At 68.5% G+C, this 16,406-nt stretch carries 14 protein-coding genes; 6 read left to right on the top strand and 8 right to left on the bottom strand.

Translation table 11 applies throughout. The annotated features are described in order from the left end of the window. Positions 1-8: 8 nt before the first annotated feature. The 5 genes from pnpS to phoU are packed head-to-tail and all read left to right on the top strand — an operon-like array spanning position 9 to position 4,566. The gene (pnpS, locus tag STH_RS03825; RefSeq protein WP_050742100.1) at positions 9-1,334 is read left to right on the top strand and encodes a two-component system histidine kinase PnpS; all 1,326 of its coding nucleotides are present in this window, start codon (positions 9-11) and stop codon (positions 1,332-1,334) included. 49 nt (positions 1,335-1,383) lie between these two features. Beyond that, positions 1,384-2,250: a phosphate ABC transporter permease subunit PstC gene (gene pstC / locus STH_RS03820; RefSeq protein ID WP_011194881.1), complete on the top strand. Its 867-nt coding sequence runs from the start codon at positions 1,384-1,386 to the stop codon at positions 2,248-2,250. Continuing rightward, positions 2,250-3,101 (top strand): phosphate ABC transporter permease PstA, encoded by an 852-nt coding sequence (pstA, locus tag STH_RS03815; RefSeq protein WP_011194880.1) that lies wholly within the window; start codon positions 2,250-2,252, stop codon positions 3,099-3,101. Before pstC ends, pstA begins: the two co-directional genes overlap by 1 nt. A gap of 41 nt (positions 3,102-3,142) precedes the next feature. Then, positions 3,143-3,886 (top strand): phosphate ABC transporter ATP-binding protein PstB, encoded by a 744-nt coding sequence (gene pstB / locus STH_RS03810; protein WP_043713271.1) that lies wholly within the window; start codon positions 3,143-3,145, stop codon positions 3,884-3,886. A gap of 20 nt (positions 3,887-3,906) precedes the next feature. After that, positions 3,907-4,566 carry a phosphate signaling complex protein PhoU gene (gene phoU, locus STH_RS03805; RefSeq protein WP_043713268.1) on the top strand — a complete coding sequence of 220 codons (660 nt, stop codon included), beginning with the start codon at positions 3,907-3,909 and terminating at the stop codon, positions 4,564-4,566. A gap of 34 nt (positions 4,567-4,600) precedes the next feature. Here the strand turns inward: phoU and ltrA are convergent, their stop codons facing one another. From ltrA to STH_RS03780, 5 genes are all read right to left on the bottom strand, one after another. After that, complete coding sequence (ltrA, locus tag STH_RS03800) at positions 4,601-5,890, bottom strand: group II intron reverse transcriptase/maturase (RefSeq protein WP_011194877.1); 1,290 nt, start codon at positions 5,888-5,890, stop codon at positions 4,601-4,603. A 1,508-nt stretch (positions 5,891-7,398) separates the two neighbouring features. Then, on the bottom strand, positions 7,399-8,073 hold the full coding sequence (locus tag STH_RS03795) for a tetratricopeptide repeat protein (RefSeq protein ID WP_011194875.1): 675 nt from the start codon (positions 8,071-8,073) through the stop codon (positions 7,399-7,401). Between the two features lie 87 nt (positions 8,074-8,160). Then, positions 8,161-9,267 (bottom strand): copper-containing nitrite reductase, encoded by a 1,107-nt coding sequence (nirK, locus tag STH_RS03790; protein ID WP_070105442.1) that lies wholly within the window; start codon positions 9,265-9,267, stop codon positions 8,161-8,163. 228 nt (positions 9,268-9,495) lie between these two features. Then, positions 9,496-10,011 (bottom strand): LysM peptidoglycan-binding domain-containing protein, encoded by a 516-nt coding sequence (locus STH_RS03785; RefSeq protein ID WP_011194873.1) that lies wholly within the window; start codon positions 10,009-10,011, stop codon positions 9,496-9,498. 113 nt (positions 10,012-10,124) lie between these two features. Continuing rightward, positions 10,125-11,300, bottom strand: coding sequence for an MFS transporter (locus STH_RS03780; RefSeq protein WP_043713262.1), 1,176 nt, complete (start codon positions 11,298-11,300; stop codon positions 10,125-10,127). 249 nt (positions 11,301-11,549) lie between these two features. Between STH_RS03780 and STH_RS03775 the strand changes: the two genes are divergently transcribed. Next, positions 11,550-11,747, top strand: coding sequence for a hypothetical protein (locus STH_RS03775; RefSeq protein ID WP_011194871.1), 198 nt, complete (start codon positions 11,550-11,552; stop codon positions 11,745-11,747). Positions 11,748-11,807: 60 nt separating this feature from the next. On the opposite strand, the gene pepF is transcribed toward STH_RS03775, so the two are convergent. The 3 genes from pepF to resB all read right to left on the bottom strand — a co-directional run bounded on the left by pepF (position 11,808) and on the right by resB (position 16,401). Beyond that, entirely contained in the window at positions 11,808-13,607 is a 1,800-nt protein-coding gene (gene pepF / locus STH_RS03770) for an oligoendopeptidase F (protein ID WP_011194870.1), read from the bottom strand. A gap of 182 nt (positions 13,608-13,789) precedes the next feature. Next, positions 13,790-14,989 (bottom strand): c-type cytochrome biogenesis protein CcsB, encoded by a 1,200-nt coding sequence (ccsB, locus tag STH_RS03765; protein WP_011194869.1) that lies wholly within the window; start codon positions 14,987-14,989, stop codon positions 13,790-13,792. Next, positions 14,986-16,401, bottom strand: a complete 1,416-nt coding sequence (gene resB / locus STH_RS03760; RefSeq protein WP_011194868.1) for a cytochrome c biogenesis protein ResB — start codon at positions 16,399-16,401, stop codon at positions 14,986-14,988. Before resB ends, ccsB begins: the two co-directional genes overlap by 4 nt. Positions 16,402-16,406: the final 5 nt, after the last annotated feature.

Below are 16,406 nucleotides of genomic sequence, written 5' to 3'. Positions count from 1 at the left end.
TGGCGCAGATGAGGCGTCCGTATCGCCCGGCGCTCCTCTGGTTCGCCCTGCCGCCGGCCGCGGGGGTGACCGTCGCCCTGGCCTACGCGGCCTCCGGCCGCCTGGAGGCGGCGCTCGCCCGGGGGCCGAGGGCGCTGGATCTGGCCGTATGGCTGGCGCTGCTGGCCGCCCTGCTGATCCCGCCGGTCTACGGATACCGGGAGGCCAGCGGGTTGGCGCGCACCGCCGAGCGCCGCGCGGACGCCGCGCACCGTGAAGCCCGGCGGGCCGCCCAGGAACGGCTGGACCGGCTCCTGGCGGAGAAGGCCCAGATGGACCTGATCCTCCAGCACATGGCCGACGGCATCCTGCTGCTGGACGAGCGCCGGCGCATCGTGCTCGTCAACCCCGCCGCCGAACGCATGCTGGGCGTCTCCCGGCACGAGGCGCTGGGGCGGGACCACCTGGAGGTCACCCACCACTTCGAGCTGGACGAGCGGCTGGCCCGGGTGCTGGCCACCGGCCGGCCCGAGGCGCTGGAGATCCGCCGGGCGCACCCGCAGGAGCAGATCCTGGAGGCCCGCCTCGCCCTGGCGCCCAGCGGGGGCGAGCGCGGCGTGCTGGTCATGCTTCGTGACATCACCCGGTCCCGCCAGCTGGAGCAGATGCGCACGGAGTTCGTCGCCAACGTCACCCACGAGCTCCGCACCCCCCTCACCTCCATCCAGGGGTTTGCGGAAACGCTGCTGGAGGGCGCGCTGGACGAGCCGGAAACGGCCCGCCACTTCGTCGAGATCATGCTCCGGGAGAGCCGCCACCTGGGCGCGTTGATCGACGAGCTCCTGGACCTCTCCCGGGTGGAGTCGGGCAAGTTCCGCATGCAGCGGCGGCCCACCGTCCCGGCCGAACTCATCGCCGCCACCGCCGCGCGGTTCGCCCAGAAGGCCGAGCGGGCTGGGGTTCAGTTGGTGACCGAGGCGCCCGATGGGCTGCCCCTGATCAACGGCGACCCCGACCGGCTGGTCCAGGTGCTGAGCAACCTGGTGGAGAACGCCATCAAGTACACCCCGGCGGGTGGCCGCATCACCCTCTCTGCCCGGCGGGACGGGGACGGCGTCCGGATCGCGGTCGCGGACACGGGCGCGGGCATCCCGCAGGCGGACCTGGGACGGATCTTCGAGCGGTTCTACCGGGTGGACAAGGCCCGCTCCCGGGCCACCGGCGGCACCGGGCTGGGGCTGGCGATCGCCAAGCACATCGTGGAGGCCCACGGCGGCACCATCGGCGTGGAAAGCGAAGTGGGCAAGGGCAGCACCTTCACCGTGATCCTGCCCGCCCTCACCGGGCCCGAGTAGACCGGGCAGACTGCGAAAAGGATATGACCACCGACGGAGGAGGGGTTCGATGGACCGGGTGCGCACCGCAGACCGGCTGGCGCGGGCCGTGCTCACCGGCTGCGCGGTCCTGGTCGCCCTGCTGATCGCCGCCATCCTGCTCTTCGTGGGGTCCGAGGGGCTGCGGCTGTTCGCGGACGTCTCTCCGCTGGAGTTCTTCCTCAGCCCCGTCTGGAACCCGCCCCTGGGCCGGTTCGGGGCGCTGCCCTTCATGGCGGGCTCGCTGGCGGTCACGGGCATTGCGCTGCTGATCAGCGCCCCGCTGGGGCTCGCCGGCGCCATCTTCATGTCCAAGGTCGCCCCCGGCTGGATGCGCCACGTGCTCCGCCAGGCCTCCAACCTCTTCGTCGGCATCCCGTCGGTGGTCTACGGCTACGTGGGCATGACGCTGCTGGTGCCCTGGGTGCGGAACCACCTGGGCGGGCAGGGCTTCGGCGTGCTGGTGGCCGGGATTGTTCTCGCTGTCATGGTCCTGCCCACCATCATCGGGATGTCCGAGGACGCGCTGCAGGCGGTGGACGCCGCGATCGAGGAGGGATCGCTGGGTCTGGGCGCGACCCGGTGGCAGACGATCTGGAACGTGACCCTCCCCGCGGCCCGGCCCCGGATTCTCGCGGCCATCATCCTGGCCTTCGCCCGGGCATTCGGCGAGACGACCGCGGTGCAGATGGTGATCGGCAACTCGCCGGTGCTGGTGCGGTCGCTGACCAAGGGCACCGCGACGCTGACCTCGCAGATCATCATGGAGATGGGCCAGACGCCGCCGGGATCGCCCTGGAACCGGGCGCTCTTCATGATGGCCTTCGGCCTCCTGGTGGTCTCGCTGCTCATGATCCTGCTGGTCCGCTGGGTCAGCAACCGGGGGGTGGCCCGCTGATGACCCGACAGCAGATCGCCGACCGGGTGGCCACGGCCGTGCTCTGGGCGGCGGGCATCCTCATCCTGCTCATCCTGGCCGGCTTTCTCCTGCCGATCCTCATCGAGGGGCTGCCCGTCGTCGACTGGCAGTTCCTCACCACCCGCTCCAGCGCCTACCGGGCCGGCGGCGGTGTGGGGGCGCAGCTCTTCAACACGATCTACATCACCGGCCTGTCGCTGCTCTTCTCCCTCCCCGTCGGGGTGGGCGCCGGGATCTACATGGCCGAGTACGCCAAGCCCGGGCGCATGACGGATCTCATCCGGCTCTCCGTGGAGGCCCTGGCCTCGGTTCCCTCCATCGTGCTGGGGCTGTTCGGCATGATCCTCTTCGTCAACTACATGGGCTGGGGCTTCACCATCCTGGGCGGAAGCCTGAGCCTGGCGCTGCTTAACCTGCCGGTCCTGGTGCGCAACACGGAGGAGGCGGTACGCGCCGTGCCCCAGTCCTACCGGGAGGGCTCCCTGGGCCTGGGCGCGACCCAGTGGCAGACCATCTCCCGGGTAGTGCTGCCCAGCGCCCTGCCAGGCATCCTCACCGGCCTGACGCTTGTGGCGGGCCGCGCCCTGGGCGAGACGGCCGTGCTGATCTACACCGCCGGCGTCACCGCCTCCCGCCACTTCCCGAACCCGGACCTGATGATCGCCGGCGAGACACTGGCCGTGCGCATCTGGTCGGTGACCTCGGAGGGGCTGGTGCCCGACGCGGACCGGATCGCAATGGGCGCCTCCGCCCTGTTGATCCTGCTGGTGCTCTTCGTCAACTTCCTGATCGCCCTGCCGCTGTACCGGTACCGGCGGCGCATGCGGTAGACCCGAAGGAGGCTGACCCGACGGTGAGCGAGACGATACGGATGCGCGCCGAGGGCGTGGACCTGTACTATGGCAGCTACCGGGCCCTGCGGTCGATCAGCCTGGAGATCCCGGCCAACCGGGTCACGGCCCTGATCGGCCCCTCGGGCTGCGGCAAGTCCTCCTTCCTGCGCTGTCTCAACCGGATGAACGACCTCATCCCGGGCGCCCGGGTCGAGGGCACCATCACCCTGGACGGCGCGGACATTTACGCCCCCGGCGTGGACGTGGTGGCCCTCCGCCGGCGGGTGGGCATGGTGTTCCAGCGGCCCAACCCCTTCCCCATGTCGATCTATGACAACGTGGCGTACGGCCCCCGGATCCACGGCGAGCGGCGCAAGGCGGTGCTGGACGAGATCGTGGAGCAGTCGCTCCGGGGGGCGGCGCTCTGGGACGAGGTGAAGGACCGGCTGCACCGGTCGGCCCTGGGCCTCTCCGGCGGCCAGCAGCAGCGGCTCTGCATCGCCCGGTCCCTCGCGGTGAAGCCGGAGGTGCTGCTCATGGACGAGCCCGCCTCAGCCCTGGACCCCATCTCCACGGCCAAAATCGAGGAGCTGATCCGGGAACTCAGGGCCCAGTACTCCATCGTCATCGTGACCCACAACATGCAGCAGGCCGCCCGCATCTCCGACTACACGGCCTTCTTCCTGTCGGGCGAGCTGATCGAGCACGGCCCGACGGGTACCATCTTCACCAACCCCAAGGACCAGCGCACGGAGGACTACATCACCGGCCGGTTCGGCTGAGCGGAAGGAGGTTGTGCGCCGTGGCTCCCCGTTCTGCGTTCGACGAGCAGCTCGCCCACCTGCAGCGGGACATGCTGCGCATGGCGGTCTTCGTGGGCGAGGCGATCGAGAAGGCGGTGCAGTCCCTGCAGAAGGCGGACCGGAACCTGGCCCGGGCGGTGGTCGACGGCGATGAGGTGGCCGATCGGATGGCCATCGACCTGCAGCAGCGCTGCCTCCAGCTGATGGCCCTGCAGCAGCCGATGGCGCGCGACCTCAGGGCCGTCGGCACCGTGCTGAAGGTCGTCACCGACCTGGAGCGCATGGCCGACCACGCGACCGACATCGCCAAGGTGGTCCTCCGGCTCGAAAGGCCGGTGCCGCAGGGGCTGCTCTTCGACATCCCCCTCCTCGCCCGGCGGGTCCAGGAGATGAACCGGGAAGCCCTGGACGCCTGGGTGCAGGGCGACTCCGACCGCGCCCGGCGCATGACCCGACGGGACGACGAGATCGACCGGCTCTACCGCAAGGTCTTCGACGACCTGCTGCAGGCCATGCAGTCCGACCCGAAGGCCGTCCGGCCCGCCGTCTACCTGCTCCTGGTCGCCCACTACCTGGAGCGCATCGGCGACCACGCCACCAACCTGGGCGAGTGGACGATCTACCAGGAAACCGGCGAGCTGCAGGACCTGAACGGATAGATCGAGTAGGAGGGGGCGGCTAGCCCCCGTCCTCTCACACCACCGGACATGCGGGTCCGCATCCGGCGGTTCGCCAGGATTGACGAGTCGCTTCATAGCATTCGGTCAGGCTTATCAGCCCCTGGGCACGCCAGTAGGCGTCGCCCAGGGCGCTGTTTAGTGGGCCACCTGCCATCCGCCACGGGCCTTTGCGGCTGTTGGCGAGTTGGTAGACTACCCATTCGGGCAAACCGAGGGCGCGTAACTCCCGAAAGCGCGTGCGTACACGCTTCCACTGCCTCCATACGCATGCTCGCAGCCGACGCTTCAGCCATCCTTCGAGTCTTTCAAAGGCTGACCTGGCATCGGAGAGCGCATAGTACCCAACCCAGCCCCGCAAGTAGGCATTCAGGCACCGGATTCGGTCCTCCATGCTCTGGCTGCGGTTGCGGTCCGTCAGCGTGCGGAGCTTGTCCTTCACGCGTTTCAGGCTCTTCGGGGCCAGCCGGATGCGCACTCCCCGGTGCTTGTAGAAGCTAAACCCGAGGAACTGCCGCTTCCACGGCCGGTCCACTGCGCTCTTCTCCTCGTTGACCTTCAGCCGTAACCGCTCCTGCAGGAAGTGGCGCACGCTCCTGTAGACCCGTTCTCCCGCCCGCTTGCTGCGGACGTAGATGTTGCAGTCATCGGCGTACCGGACAAAGTGGTGGCCACGGCGCTCCAGCTCCTTGTCGAGGTCATCCAGCAGGATGTTCGCCAGCAGCGGACTCAGCGGGCCGCCCTGCGGCGTCCCTTCCTCCGTCGCCACGACTACCCCGTTCAGCATGACCCCAGCCTGTAAGTACCGCCGGATCAGCCGCAGCACACGCTTATCCGTTACCCGCCGCGCCACGCGGGCCATCAGCACGTCGTGGTTGACCCGGTCGAAGAACTTCTCCAGGTCCATGTCCACGACCCAGTCGTACCCTTCCTCCACGTACTGACGTGCCTTCCTGACCGCATCATGACCCCGCCGCCCCGGCCGAAAGCCGTAGCTGGATTCGGAGAATGTCGGGTCAAAGATCGGCGTCAGTACTTGCAGGAGTGCCTGTTGGATCAGGCGGTCCATCACGGTGGGAATCCCCAGCATCCGCTTGCCGCCGCCCGGTTTCGGGATTTCGACCCGGCGGACTGGCTGCGGTCTGTAGGTCCCCTGGAGCAGTTCCTCACGGATGCGGCTCCACTCCACGCGAATCTGGTCCCGCAGCCGTTCGGTGGGGACACCGTCCACGCCGGGAGCGCCTCCGTTCCGCTCCACCCGTTTCAGGGCGGCCAGCATGTTCTCCCTGGCCACCACCTGCTCCATCAGGTTGCTGTGCTCCCCGCGGGGTGACGTTCCGTCTTGTGCCGGCTGCCCACTCCGCCCTCTCGCCGTCCCTTGCGGCTTCACCGCTACCTCCGGCGAGCAGGTCCCGTTCGGGGTCTTCTGCGTTTGTCGCGGGCTGCTCGAACGCAACGGGTTCACCCCTTTCCTGACGTTCGGCCCTTCCCGGTTGGGGCGTCCCCCTGCCGGTACTATGGCCTTTGCTGACTTCTGCCGGTTCAGCTGCGTCTCCCGACGCAGGTTACCAGCGTTGCTGGCGTTCCCGGCAGATCTCCCCGGGTAAGAACGCTGACCTTCACCCCGCACCCGCCCCATCTACCGCACCGCCCTTTGGCAGCTTCGGGTTTTGCTGTGTTCGGCCAGCTCACCCGAGCGGCACAGCCTCCTATGGGGTTCGTGTTCCTCGGGTCGTGGCTTTGCCTCGGGCTTCCTTCAGATTCCGCCTCACGACGGACACCCTTGCCTTTGGCTAACGGGCTGGTGCTGCCTCGCCCGTAGCGGACTTTCACCGCCAAGTCAGCGCCCATGCCGGGCACACCGAAAAGCGGCCAGGCGTCACGCCTGGCCGAGATTCTGTGCGCATGGCGAGACCGTCCACGCAAGGTCAGGGGTTCCGATTCCGCAGGTGAAGGCGCCGGTCCCTGGCCCCAGCCGGGCCTCGACCGGTGTGCCTGGGGAGCGAGGGCGAGTGACCCCGGGGGCCTCTCGCTGTTCCACCTCAGCAGGAGAGTACGCCGCCAAGCGCGATGGTGCGGGAGCCGGGGCCGGGACGGGGTCGACGCGCAGAATCTGGCCCGAGGCGCACAGCCCAGGTTCAGATTTTGCGCGGGACCCGGGGGCCGGGACGGGGTCGACGCGCAGAATCTGGCCCGAGGCGCACAGCCCAGGTTCAGATTTTGCGCGGGAACCCGGGGCCGGGACGGGGTCGACGCGCAGAATCTGGCCCGAGGCGCACAGCCCAGGTTCAGATTTTGCGCGGGAGCCGGGGGCCGCGGCGGAGTCGACGCGCAGAATCTGGCCCGAGGCGCACAGCCCAGGTTCAGATTTTGCGCGGGCGCCGGGGACCGGGACGGGGTTGACGCGCAGAATCTGGCCCGAGGCGCACAGCCCAGGTTCAGATTTTGCGCGGGAACCCGGGGCCGGGACGGGGTTGACGCGCAGAATCTGGCCCGAGGCGCACAGCCCAGGTTCAGGTTTTGCGCGGGAGCCGGGGGCCGGGACGGGGTTGACGCGCAGAATCTGGCCCGAGGCGCACAGCCCAGGTTCAGATTTTGCGCGGGAGCCGGGGCCGGGAGAGGCTCGACGCGCAGAACTTGGACCCAGCGGCGGAGTCACAGTGTCTACCCCTCGGCTTTTCAGCAGGGCGATTAGACGCGATGACTGGAACCGGAGGAGGCTCACCGCCTCCTCCGGTTCCAGTCGTGGGATGATCCCTTCACCAGCGGCCTGGGGTGCCGAGCCCCCTGCCCGGGGTACGCTCCCGCACGGACTCAGCGCGTCTGCATCTGCCCGAGCCGGGCCCGCCAGAGCCACCGCCGCTCCCGGCGCCGCATCTTGGCCGGGATGTACTGGTAGTTGCGGATCGCCTCGTCGAACAGCTGCCGCGCCAGGTCCGAAAGCCCGGCGGACCGGCATAGGTGGCCCGCCCGGGTGAGGATCTCGACGCTCTCGAACTGCCGCAGCTCGGAGACGAGCTCCTCGATTCGCCGGTCGTCCCGACGCGCGGCCGCCTCCTCGATCAGGTACAGGTACGGCTCGCCGTAGGCGACGTTGGGCTGCAGCGCCAGCGCCTTCTCCAGCAGGTCTCGCCCCTGGTCGCCGCGCCCGACCCGGACCCAGGCGGCGCCCAGCAGGTAGTGTGCGCGGGCGCTGTCCTCGCCCCGCTCGAGGGCCCGCTCCAGGTACCCGGCCGCCTGCGCGGGATCCCCGCTGCGCAGGTAGTGCTCGCCCAGCTCCACCATCGCCCGCACGTCCGAGGGATTCACCTGTACGGTGTAGCGCAGGCTGGCGATGCGCCGCCGGTGGTGGATGTACGCCGAGGCGGCGGCGCCGATGCCCAGGTAGCGGTTGTCCAGGTAGGAGAGAACGAGCAGGAGGAGCAGCAACTGGCCAAGCGGGGTTCGAAGCAGCCACGAGATCGCGATCATGAGGCCGAAAGTCTTCACCGCGGGGTCCGCCCCCTCCATCGGGATGAACGTCACCTGTCACGGATTCGACGGCCCCCGGGCGATCCCTCCCTCCGGCGTCCGCCCCTAGTGACCGCCCATCGGGTGGCCGGCCGGGTCATGGTAGATCTCAGGGTTGGGGTCGCCGACCACGTCGATGTACGCAACGGCGCCCTTGTCCACCGCCCGGGAAATGGAGTGGTCCACCAGCTGGTAGCGGCCGGGCACCTCGGCGGTGAACTCGACGATGACGGCCCCGCCGGAAGGGATCAGGGTGACGCCGATGTTCTCGGCGGCGGTGGTCCCGCCCTCGGTGTAGACCACGTCGAAGATTTCGCCGATCACGTGGAAGGACGAGGCCGGGTTGGGACCGGCGTTGCCGACGAACAGCCGGATGCGTTCGCCGACTCGGGCGGTCATCGCCTGGTCGCCGGTCAGGGCCTGGAAGGCGCCGTTGAAGACTACGTAGTTGGGCTGCTCCCGGTACAGGAGGTCGCCGGCGAAGGGCTGGTGGCCGCCGTCTTTGGCCCGACCCGCCGCGTAGATCTCACCCTGCATCACGTAGAACTCCCGGTCCACCGGCGGCAGCCCGTTCTCGGGCTCCACCAGGATGAGGCCGTACATGCCCTGCGCGATGTGCGTGGGGATATGGGGCGAGGCGCAGTGGTAGATGTACAGACCCGGGTTCAGCGCCTTGAAGGTGAAGGTCCTGCTTTCTCCCGGCGCCACCTGGGTCGACGCCGCGCCGCCGCCGGGGCCGGTCACGGCGTGCAGGTCGATGGAGTGGACGTTGGCCGAGTTCCCTGCGTTCTTCAGCGTCAGCTCCACGGTGTCGCCGGCCCGCACCCGGATGAACGGCCCGGGCACCGTGCCGTTGAACGTCCAGTAGGTGTACGTGGTGCCATCGGCCAGTACGCCGTCCAGCTCCACCGTCTCCAGCTCGACCTTGACGTGCGCGGGCTCCCGGCGCGCCACCGGCCCGGGCAGGTCGGTGGGGTTGCGGCGGATGTCCGCCGCGCCCTCCCGGGGGCTGCCGAAATCCGTGGCAGGCTTCACCGTGCGGGTCAGGTTCTCCACCCGCCACGCCAGGTCCCGGAGTTCTTCGGCGGTGGTCCGGTGGGAGGCCCACGCCGCAGCCCCGAGGGCCAGGGCCACGATGCCGATGACGCCGGCGGTCCAGAGTCGCTTTTCCATGTTGTTCCTCCTCCCCGCCCCTGGCGACGGCTGCGGAAGTTGGTCGATCAGATCGCCATGTGCGGAATGTCGGCTACTATGCTCATCGGTATTGTAAGTTTCGTATAGCTGAGGATCCGTGACCGGGATCACAAGGCTGCGCCAGAGGTCGGAAGTGCAGGAGGGGGCGCGCCCACGGCGCGCGCAAAAAGCCGGAGGCAGGTCCATCAGGGACCTGCCTCCTGCGGCTTACTGTCCATACCCGGGAAGCTCTGAGGGCTGGGGAAGCCTCAGCTCCATCCCCGCGTAGATCTGGTCCGGGTTCTCCAAGCCGTTCAGCGCTTCGATGTCTCCGGCGTAGATGTGGGTGTTGTAGTACTTCTGGCTGATCTCGTAGAGGGTTTCGTTGGGCTGCACGATGTGGATGGCGGGGACGGCTTCAAGCCTCGTCATCGCGGGGGTTGTCCCGTCCTCCGTGCCCGCGGCGGCGTCGCTCCCGTCAGCCGGGGCGGTGCCGGCCGCCTGCTGCGACGTCCCGGTTCCGGCCTCCGACGGGTTGGCCGTGGCCGACGGGTTGGACGTCGGGCTGGTGCTCAGCGGCGTCCCGTTCTCGGGCTCCGCGATCTGCTCCAGCGGGTTGGTGCTCTCCGCCGGACTCTGCGACCGCTGGGTCACGGCGTAGATCGCGAGGCTGATGACCAGGACCAGCGCCGCCACCCCGCCGATCACCAGCGAGGTCCGGGTCTTGGAAGTCATGGTCTGCATGGTTTCCCTCCTCTCTGCCAGCCCATTCTTGGGCTTTCAGTGAGAGTATTTCCACGCAAACCATGAACTAAACATCCAATTGGCCCTTTTCCGCCAGTCCGGTCAGCCTGCGCTCACGCGCTCTGGCGCGCGGCCTCCTCCGCCGGGCGCACCGCCAGGTAATACCAGAGGGAGACGAAGCCCGAAGTCGCCAACCCGAGCCAGCCCGCCACGCTGAACGGCGAGGCCAGTTCGGCGAGGGCCTGGGTGACGGGCGGGCCCGAGATGGATCCCAGGGAGAAGGCGGCGCTGAGCAGCCCATACGCCACGCCGCGCCGGCCGGCGCCCGCAGCGTCCGCGTTCAGCGCCGACACCGCCGGGAAGACCAGGCCGAACCCGAGGCCGTAGATGAAGAGCCACGCGGCGAAGGTCAGGGGCGTCGTGCCCTGGGCGAGGCCCAGGTGGCCGGCCCCGGCCAGGGCCATACCCACGAAGATCGGCTGATGGCGGCCCCACCGGTCCGACGCCCGGGAGAGCGGCGGGACGAAGGCGATGACCGCGCCCAGGCCGAACGCCGAGAGCGTCATGCCGACGGTCGCCGAGGTGAGGCCGATCTCGTACCCCTTCAGCGGATAGGCGCTGAACAGCACGTTCTGCAGGAACATAAGGGCGTAGGCCACCAGACCCGCGGCGGCCATCCCCGGCATGTTCACCCGGCCGGGGGCCGGCTCGCCCCGGCCTTCGGCGCCCTTGCGCACGGGCGGAGGCTCGAGCCACCGCCGGATGACGACGGTGAAGATCCCCACCGTGCCGACCAGGGCGGCCAGCATGTACACGCTGGCCGCGGCCCCGAGGCTGGTGAGGAGACGGCCGCTCGCCGCGGAGGCCAGCATCGAGGCGATGGCGATCACCAGGCCCATGCGGGCCATCGCCGCCCCCCGCTGGTTGCGGGGCAGCCCATCGGTGACGCTGGCCATGGCGGCCGGCGCCACCCCGGCGATGGCCAGGCCGTGCAGGGCCCGCACGCCCACAAGGCCCGCGGTGGAGTCCGGCAGCAGGTGGGCGAGGCCCGTCCCGATCATGGCCAGGAGGCCGGCCCCGGCCACGGCCATGCGATCCACCCGGTCGGCCAGCACCCCGAACAGGACGTTCCCCAACAGGTTGGCCGCACTGTAGGCGGTGGCCGCCCAGAACGTCGCCTCCGGCGCGCCGAAGCTCATGGCCAGCCACGCCACGATGGGCGACCAGGCCAGCTGATCGTAGAAGCTGGTGAAGACCAGCATATGTGCCAGCGTTCGCCGCTTGAACACGCTCTCGCTCCTTCTCTGCGCAACGCGCCCGATTTTTCACCCAGAGGTTCGCCCCCGTGGGGCCGCACTCCTGCCGGCCCACCGGCCATCTCCGGTCCTATGAGGACGTGAAATAGCCCTAACAGATCTAGGGTGTATAGTCCTTCAGGTCGTTAACCTCTAGACTTATCGACCTATACAATATTTCCCGCGTTTTGTGATATCATGCCGTTGGTTGGATCTGGTGGACGGGAAGGAGGCCTTCGCAGCATGAGACGTCCGATCAGACAGCGGCCGATCCGGCCTGAGTATTCGCCCGGCACCATGAGCCGGGAGCTTGACTGGCTCGTCGACCGGTGGCAGTCCTCCCGCCCGGAGGAACGACTGCAGATCGTACTGGCCAAGATCCGGGCGGAAGAGCGCCTGGAGGAAGAGCGGCACGAGGAACTCGCCCCCGTCGCACGCTGATGTCCACGGCGTGAAAGCCCCCGCTGCAGCAGCTGCAGCGGGGGCTTCTGCACAAGTGGCTCAACCGGCCAGCTGCTCCATCTGGTCCAGGAGGCGGGCAAACACGTCCAGGGCTTGCTGGATCGGCTCGGGCGACGTCATGTCGACGCCGGCCTGCTTCAGCAGGTTCGTGGAGTAGTCCGACGAGCCGCTCTTCAGGAAGTTCAGGTAGCGCTCCACCGCCGGCCGGCCCTCCGTCAGCACCTGCTGGCTCAGGGCGGTTGCGGCCGAAATGCCCGTGGCGTACTGGTACACGTAGAAGGCCGAGTAGAAGTGCGGAATGCGGGCCCACTCAACCGCGATCAGGTCGTCGACTACCATGCCCTCCGTGCCGTAGTACCGTTTGTTGAGATCGTAGTAGATCTCGTCCAGCACGTCGGCCGTGAGCGCCTCGCCGTTCTCCACCCGCTGGTGGGCGATGTGCTCAAACTCCGCAAACATCGTCTGCCGGTACAGCGTGGTCCGGAACGACTCCAGCTGATGGTTGATCAGGTACATCTTCAGCCTGGGGTCGTCGGTGCTCTTCAGCAGGTAGTCGGTGAGCAGGGCCTCGTTGAACGTCGAGGCCACCTCGGCGACGAAGATGGTGTAATCGGCGTAGTGGTAGGGCTGGTGCCGGCGGCTGAAGTAGGAGTGCATCGAGTGGCCCAGCTCGTGCGCGAGGGTGAACATCGAGTCCAGGTTGTCCTGGTAGTTCATGAGGATGTACGGCTTCGTGGTGTACGAGCCGAAGGAGTAGGCGCCGGAGCGCTTGCCCTCGTTCTCGTAGATGTCGACCCACCGGTCGACGGTCATGCCGCGGCGGGCGATCTCGCAGTACTCCTCGCCCAGCGGCGCCAAGGCCTTCAGGACGGTCTCGACGGCCTCCTCATACGGGATCTTCCGGTCCACGTCCGCCACCATGGGGGTGTACAGGTCGTACATGTGCAGCTCGTCGAGCCCCAGCATCCGCCGGCGAAGCTGCACGTACCGGTGCAGCGAGGGCAGGTTCTTGTTCACCGTCGCGAGGAGGTTGTCGTAGACGCTTTCGGGGACGTTGGTCCCGAACAGCGCCGCGGCCCGGGCGGAAGGATACCGCCTGGCCCGGGCATAGAACACGTCGGCCTTGACCGAGCTGGCATAGGTTGCGGCGATGGTGTTCCGGAACTTCCGGTAGGTGGTGAAAAGCGCCTCGAAGGCCTGCTTCCGCACGTCCCGCACCGGGCTCTCCAGGAAGCGGAGGTAGCGGCCCAGGGTGAGCTCCACCTCGTTGCCCTGTTCGTCCTTGATCGTCCCGAACTTCAGGTCGGCGTTGTTCAGCTTGCCGAAGATATCGCTCGGGGCGGCCCCGACCTCGCCCATCTGGGCCAGGAGCTCCTCCACCTCCGGCGACCGGACGTGCGCCTTCTGCCGCAGGGTGTTCTCCAGCTCGTGCCGGTACGCGGCCAGCCCGGGCTCCTGGTCGAGCCACGCCCGGATCGTCTCGGCCGGGATGGCCAGGATCTCGGGGGTGAGGAAGGCCGCGGCCGCGGTGGCCTTCGCGTACAGGGAACGGCCGCGCGCCGAGAGGGCCTGGTACGTGGAGTTGGCGGTATCCTCGTCTTCCTTCATCCGGGCCCAGACGACCACCTGTTCCAGCAGCTTGGAGACCTCATCCCGCATCTTCAGGGCCTGCAGCAGCGTCGCGGCCGACTCCCCGAGCCGCCCCTGGAACGCGGTCAGCTGCGGCAGCATCTCCTCGACCCTGGCGTAGTCCTTCTCCCACGCTTCCACGGAGCCGTACACCGAATCCAGGTCCCACTTGTGCTCGTCCGGCACCTCGTGCCGCTTCTTCAGCTTCACGGAAAACCCGTCCCTCCCGGTAGATTGACCTTTTCCAAAGGTCTATTCTACCACGGCGCGTATCATCCTACCTACCCCGGGGCGACGAGCCTCACCGGTCCTGCCAGCCGGCTGCCCCGGCGGATCCGCGCACGGCAAAGGGCCGCTCCGCCGGAGCGGCCCTTCTGTGGTCTGCATCAGGCCTACACGTAGGAATGGAGCCCGGACACCAACAGGTTCACGCCCACCAGGGTGAACAGGACGATGATGAAGCCCAGCGCCGACACCCAGGCGGCCGCACGGCCCTCCCAGCCCCGCACGATGCGCATGTGGAGATAACCGGAGTAGAAGAGCCAGGTGATGAGCGCCCAGGTCTCCTTGGGGTCCCACGCCCAGTACCGGCCCCAGGCCTTCTGCGCCCAGATCATGGCGAAGACCAGGCCGCCCAGGGTGAACAGCGGGAAGCCCACCGCGATCCCCCGGTATGACACCTCGTCCAGCAGCTTCGGGTTCATGTTGCCCACGGCCCGGGTGCCCAGCTCCCGCAGCGGCCCGCGTGCGATGAGCCGGAGGATCCCGTAGAGGATGACCCCAAACAGGGTGGAGAGCACCAGGGTGTTCAGGTTCCTGGCGGCGTAGGCCCCGCGCATCCAGGTCGGCGCATGGACCAGCGGCAACTGAAGCCCGAGGAAGGAGGCCTCGCCCCGGGTGGAGCCGAGGGGTCCGATGAAGGGCGGGAGGGTGTACTCGAGCACCGTCGTGCCCCCGGCCAGGTTGGTCACCGCCGCGCGGTAGCCGGAGAGCTTGAAGCCCAGGGCCAGGACGATGAAAGCCGTGAGCATGGCGCCGCAGAAGAAGAAGAACTCCAGCCCCATCTCCTCCCACCGGCTCGACTGCTCCTTCCGCACCCGGAGCAGGTACATGAGTGCGGCGCCGAAGGAGACGGCGAAGGCGCCCTCGCCCAGGGCCGCCACCGAGACGTGCAGCGGCAGCCAGACCGACTGAAGCACGGGTGCCAGCGGCCGCACCTCGGTGGGAAAGACAGAGGCGTAGGCGATGACCACCACGCCCACCGGGGCTACGAAGGCCCCCAGCCCGGGCAGCTTGTACCAGGCCGAGAGGATGACGAAGAACAGCATGATGGACCAGCCCAGGAACGACATGTACTCGAACATGTTGGCCAGGGGGACCTGCCCGGAGCCCATCCAGCGGGCGACGATGGCGAGCCCCTGCAGGATCACGCCGGCGACCGCGGCGTGGTAACCGTGCCGCCCCAGGCGGTCGGCCAGGTCGAAGTAACGGGGGTCCCGGCGGCGGAGGGTGAGGCGCGTCACGTAGAGGATGGCCGACGCCACATACGCCGCGAAGGCGCCCAGGAACAGGTAGCTCGACACCTGGATCATCGTTCTTCTCCCTCCATGTCGCTTTCGGTGGCGTACCGCTCCGGGTCGAGTTGGTGCGCGATCTGGCGCATCTCCCGCTCGAAGGAGCCCGCGTTGCGGTTGGTCCACCCGCCCACGATAACCTGCCCGCCCTCGGCGAAGGCCCAAAAGCGGCGGTGGGCGAGGTAGAACGTGGCGAACGCGCCGGCGGTCGTGATGATCAGTCCCAGGTAGATGACCGGCAGCCCCAGGTCCTTCTTCACCTGCAGACCGGAGGTGTAGACGGGGGAGACGTCCTGCGTCAGGAACCGGACCGGGGTCGTGTCATCGAACTCCATGCCCGGGTACAGCGGGAAGAACCAGGTGGTGAACGGCTCGCCGTCGGGCGGCGTCACCTCCAGCACCAGCCCCGGGTTGTTCACCTGGCTGGAGCGGGTGGTGGGCCTGCCGTCCTCGCCGACGGTGAAGTCGGGATAGTACGCCAGCAGCTGCAGCCGGTAGTCGCCCACCGTGTACGCCCGTTGCGGCTGGCTCAGGTCCAGGGTGAAACGATCGATCTCGGCCCCGCTCTGCCGGTCCACCAGCGCGACCTCGGCGTGGCCGTACTCGGCGTAGTACGAGGACTGGTAGAGCTGCACCCGGCCCACGGTCAGCGGCTCGTTCATGGCGATGGTCTCGGTCTTGACCACGTTGCCGCCCGCGTCGATCACCCGGGTGTGGGTCTGGTAGCTCCTGGGCTGCCCGGTTTCGTAGAACTCCACCGCAAAGCCCAGGCTCTCCACGTAGAAGTCGCTGCCGGGCACCTTCACGATCTCGCCGTCCCGCACCCAGATGTACTGCTCCAGGTAGACGCCGGGGACGGCGCGCATCCCGGCCCCGATCATGATGAACAGCAGCCCGATGTGCGTGATGTACGGCCCCAGGCGCCCCAGGCGGCCCTTATCGGCGTACAGGCGGCCGTCCCGCTCGATCACCAGGTAGCGGCGGGCGCGCAGCGCGGCCGCCAGCTCTGCGAGCGGCTGCTCCCCCCTGGCGGGGAAGGTGAACCCCTGCCTGAGCCGCCGCACGAATTCCTTGTCCGGCGTCGGATTCGGCCGGTAGACGGCCCGCCACAGCGGCACCAGCCGCTCGATGGAGCAGATCACCAGCGCGGCGGCGATCAGGAAGAGCAGCGTCAGGTACCACCAGGAGGAGTACGCGTGGGTCATGCCCGTGCGCAGGAGGAGCATGCCGAGCACGGGGCCGTAGCGCTGCGGGTAGTACTCCTCAGGCGGCAGGTTGGAGGCGTACATCCCCTCCTGCTCGATCAGGGTGCCGCCGATGGAGGCCACGGCCAGCAGAAAGAGGAGCACCGTGGTCACCCGCACCGAGGCGAAGAAATCCCAGGTCTGGTCCAGCAGATCCTTGCGCGGCTTCACGTCCTGCCCGTCCACGGTAC

Origin of the sequence: Symbiobacterium thermophilum IAM 14863 (genome assembly GCF_000009905.1) — a bacterium.
Taxonomy (GTDB): Bacteria; Bacillota; Sulfobacillia; order Symbiobacteriales; family Symbiobacteriaceae; genus Symbiobacterium; species Symbiobacterium thermophilum.
This window is presented reverse-complemented; position numbering and strand designations above follow the sequence as displayed.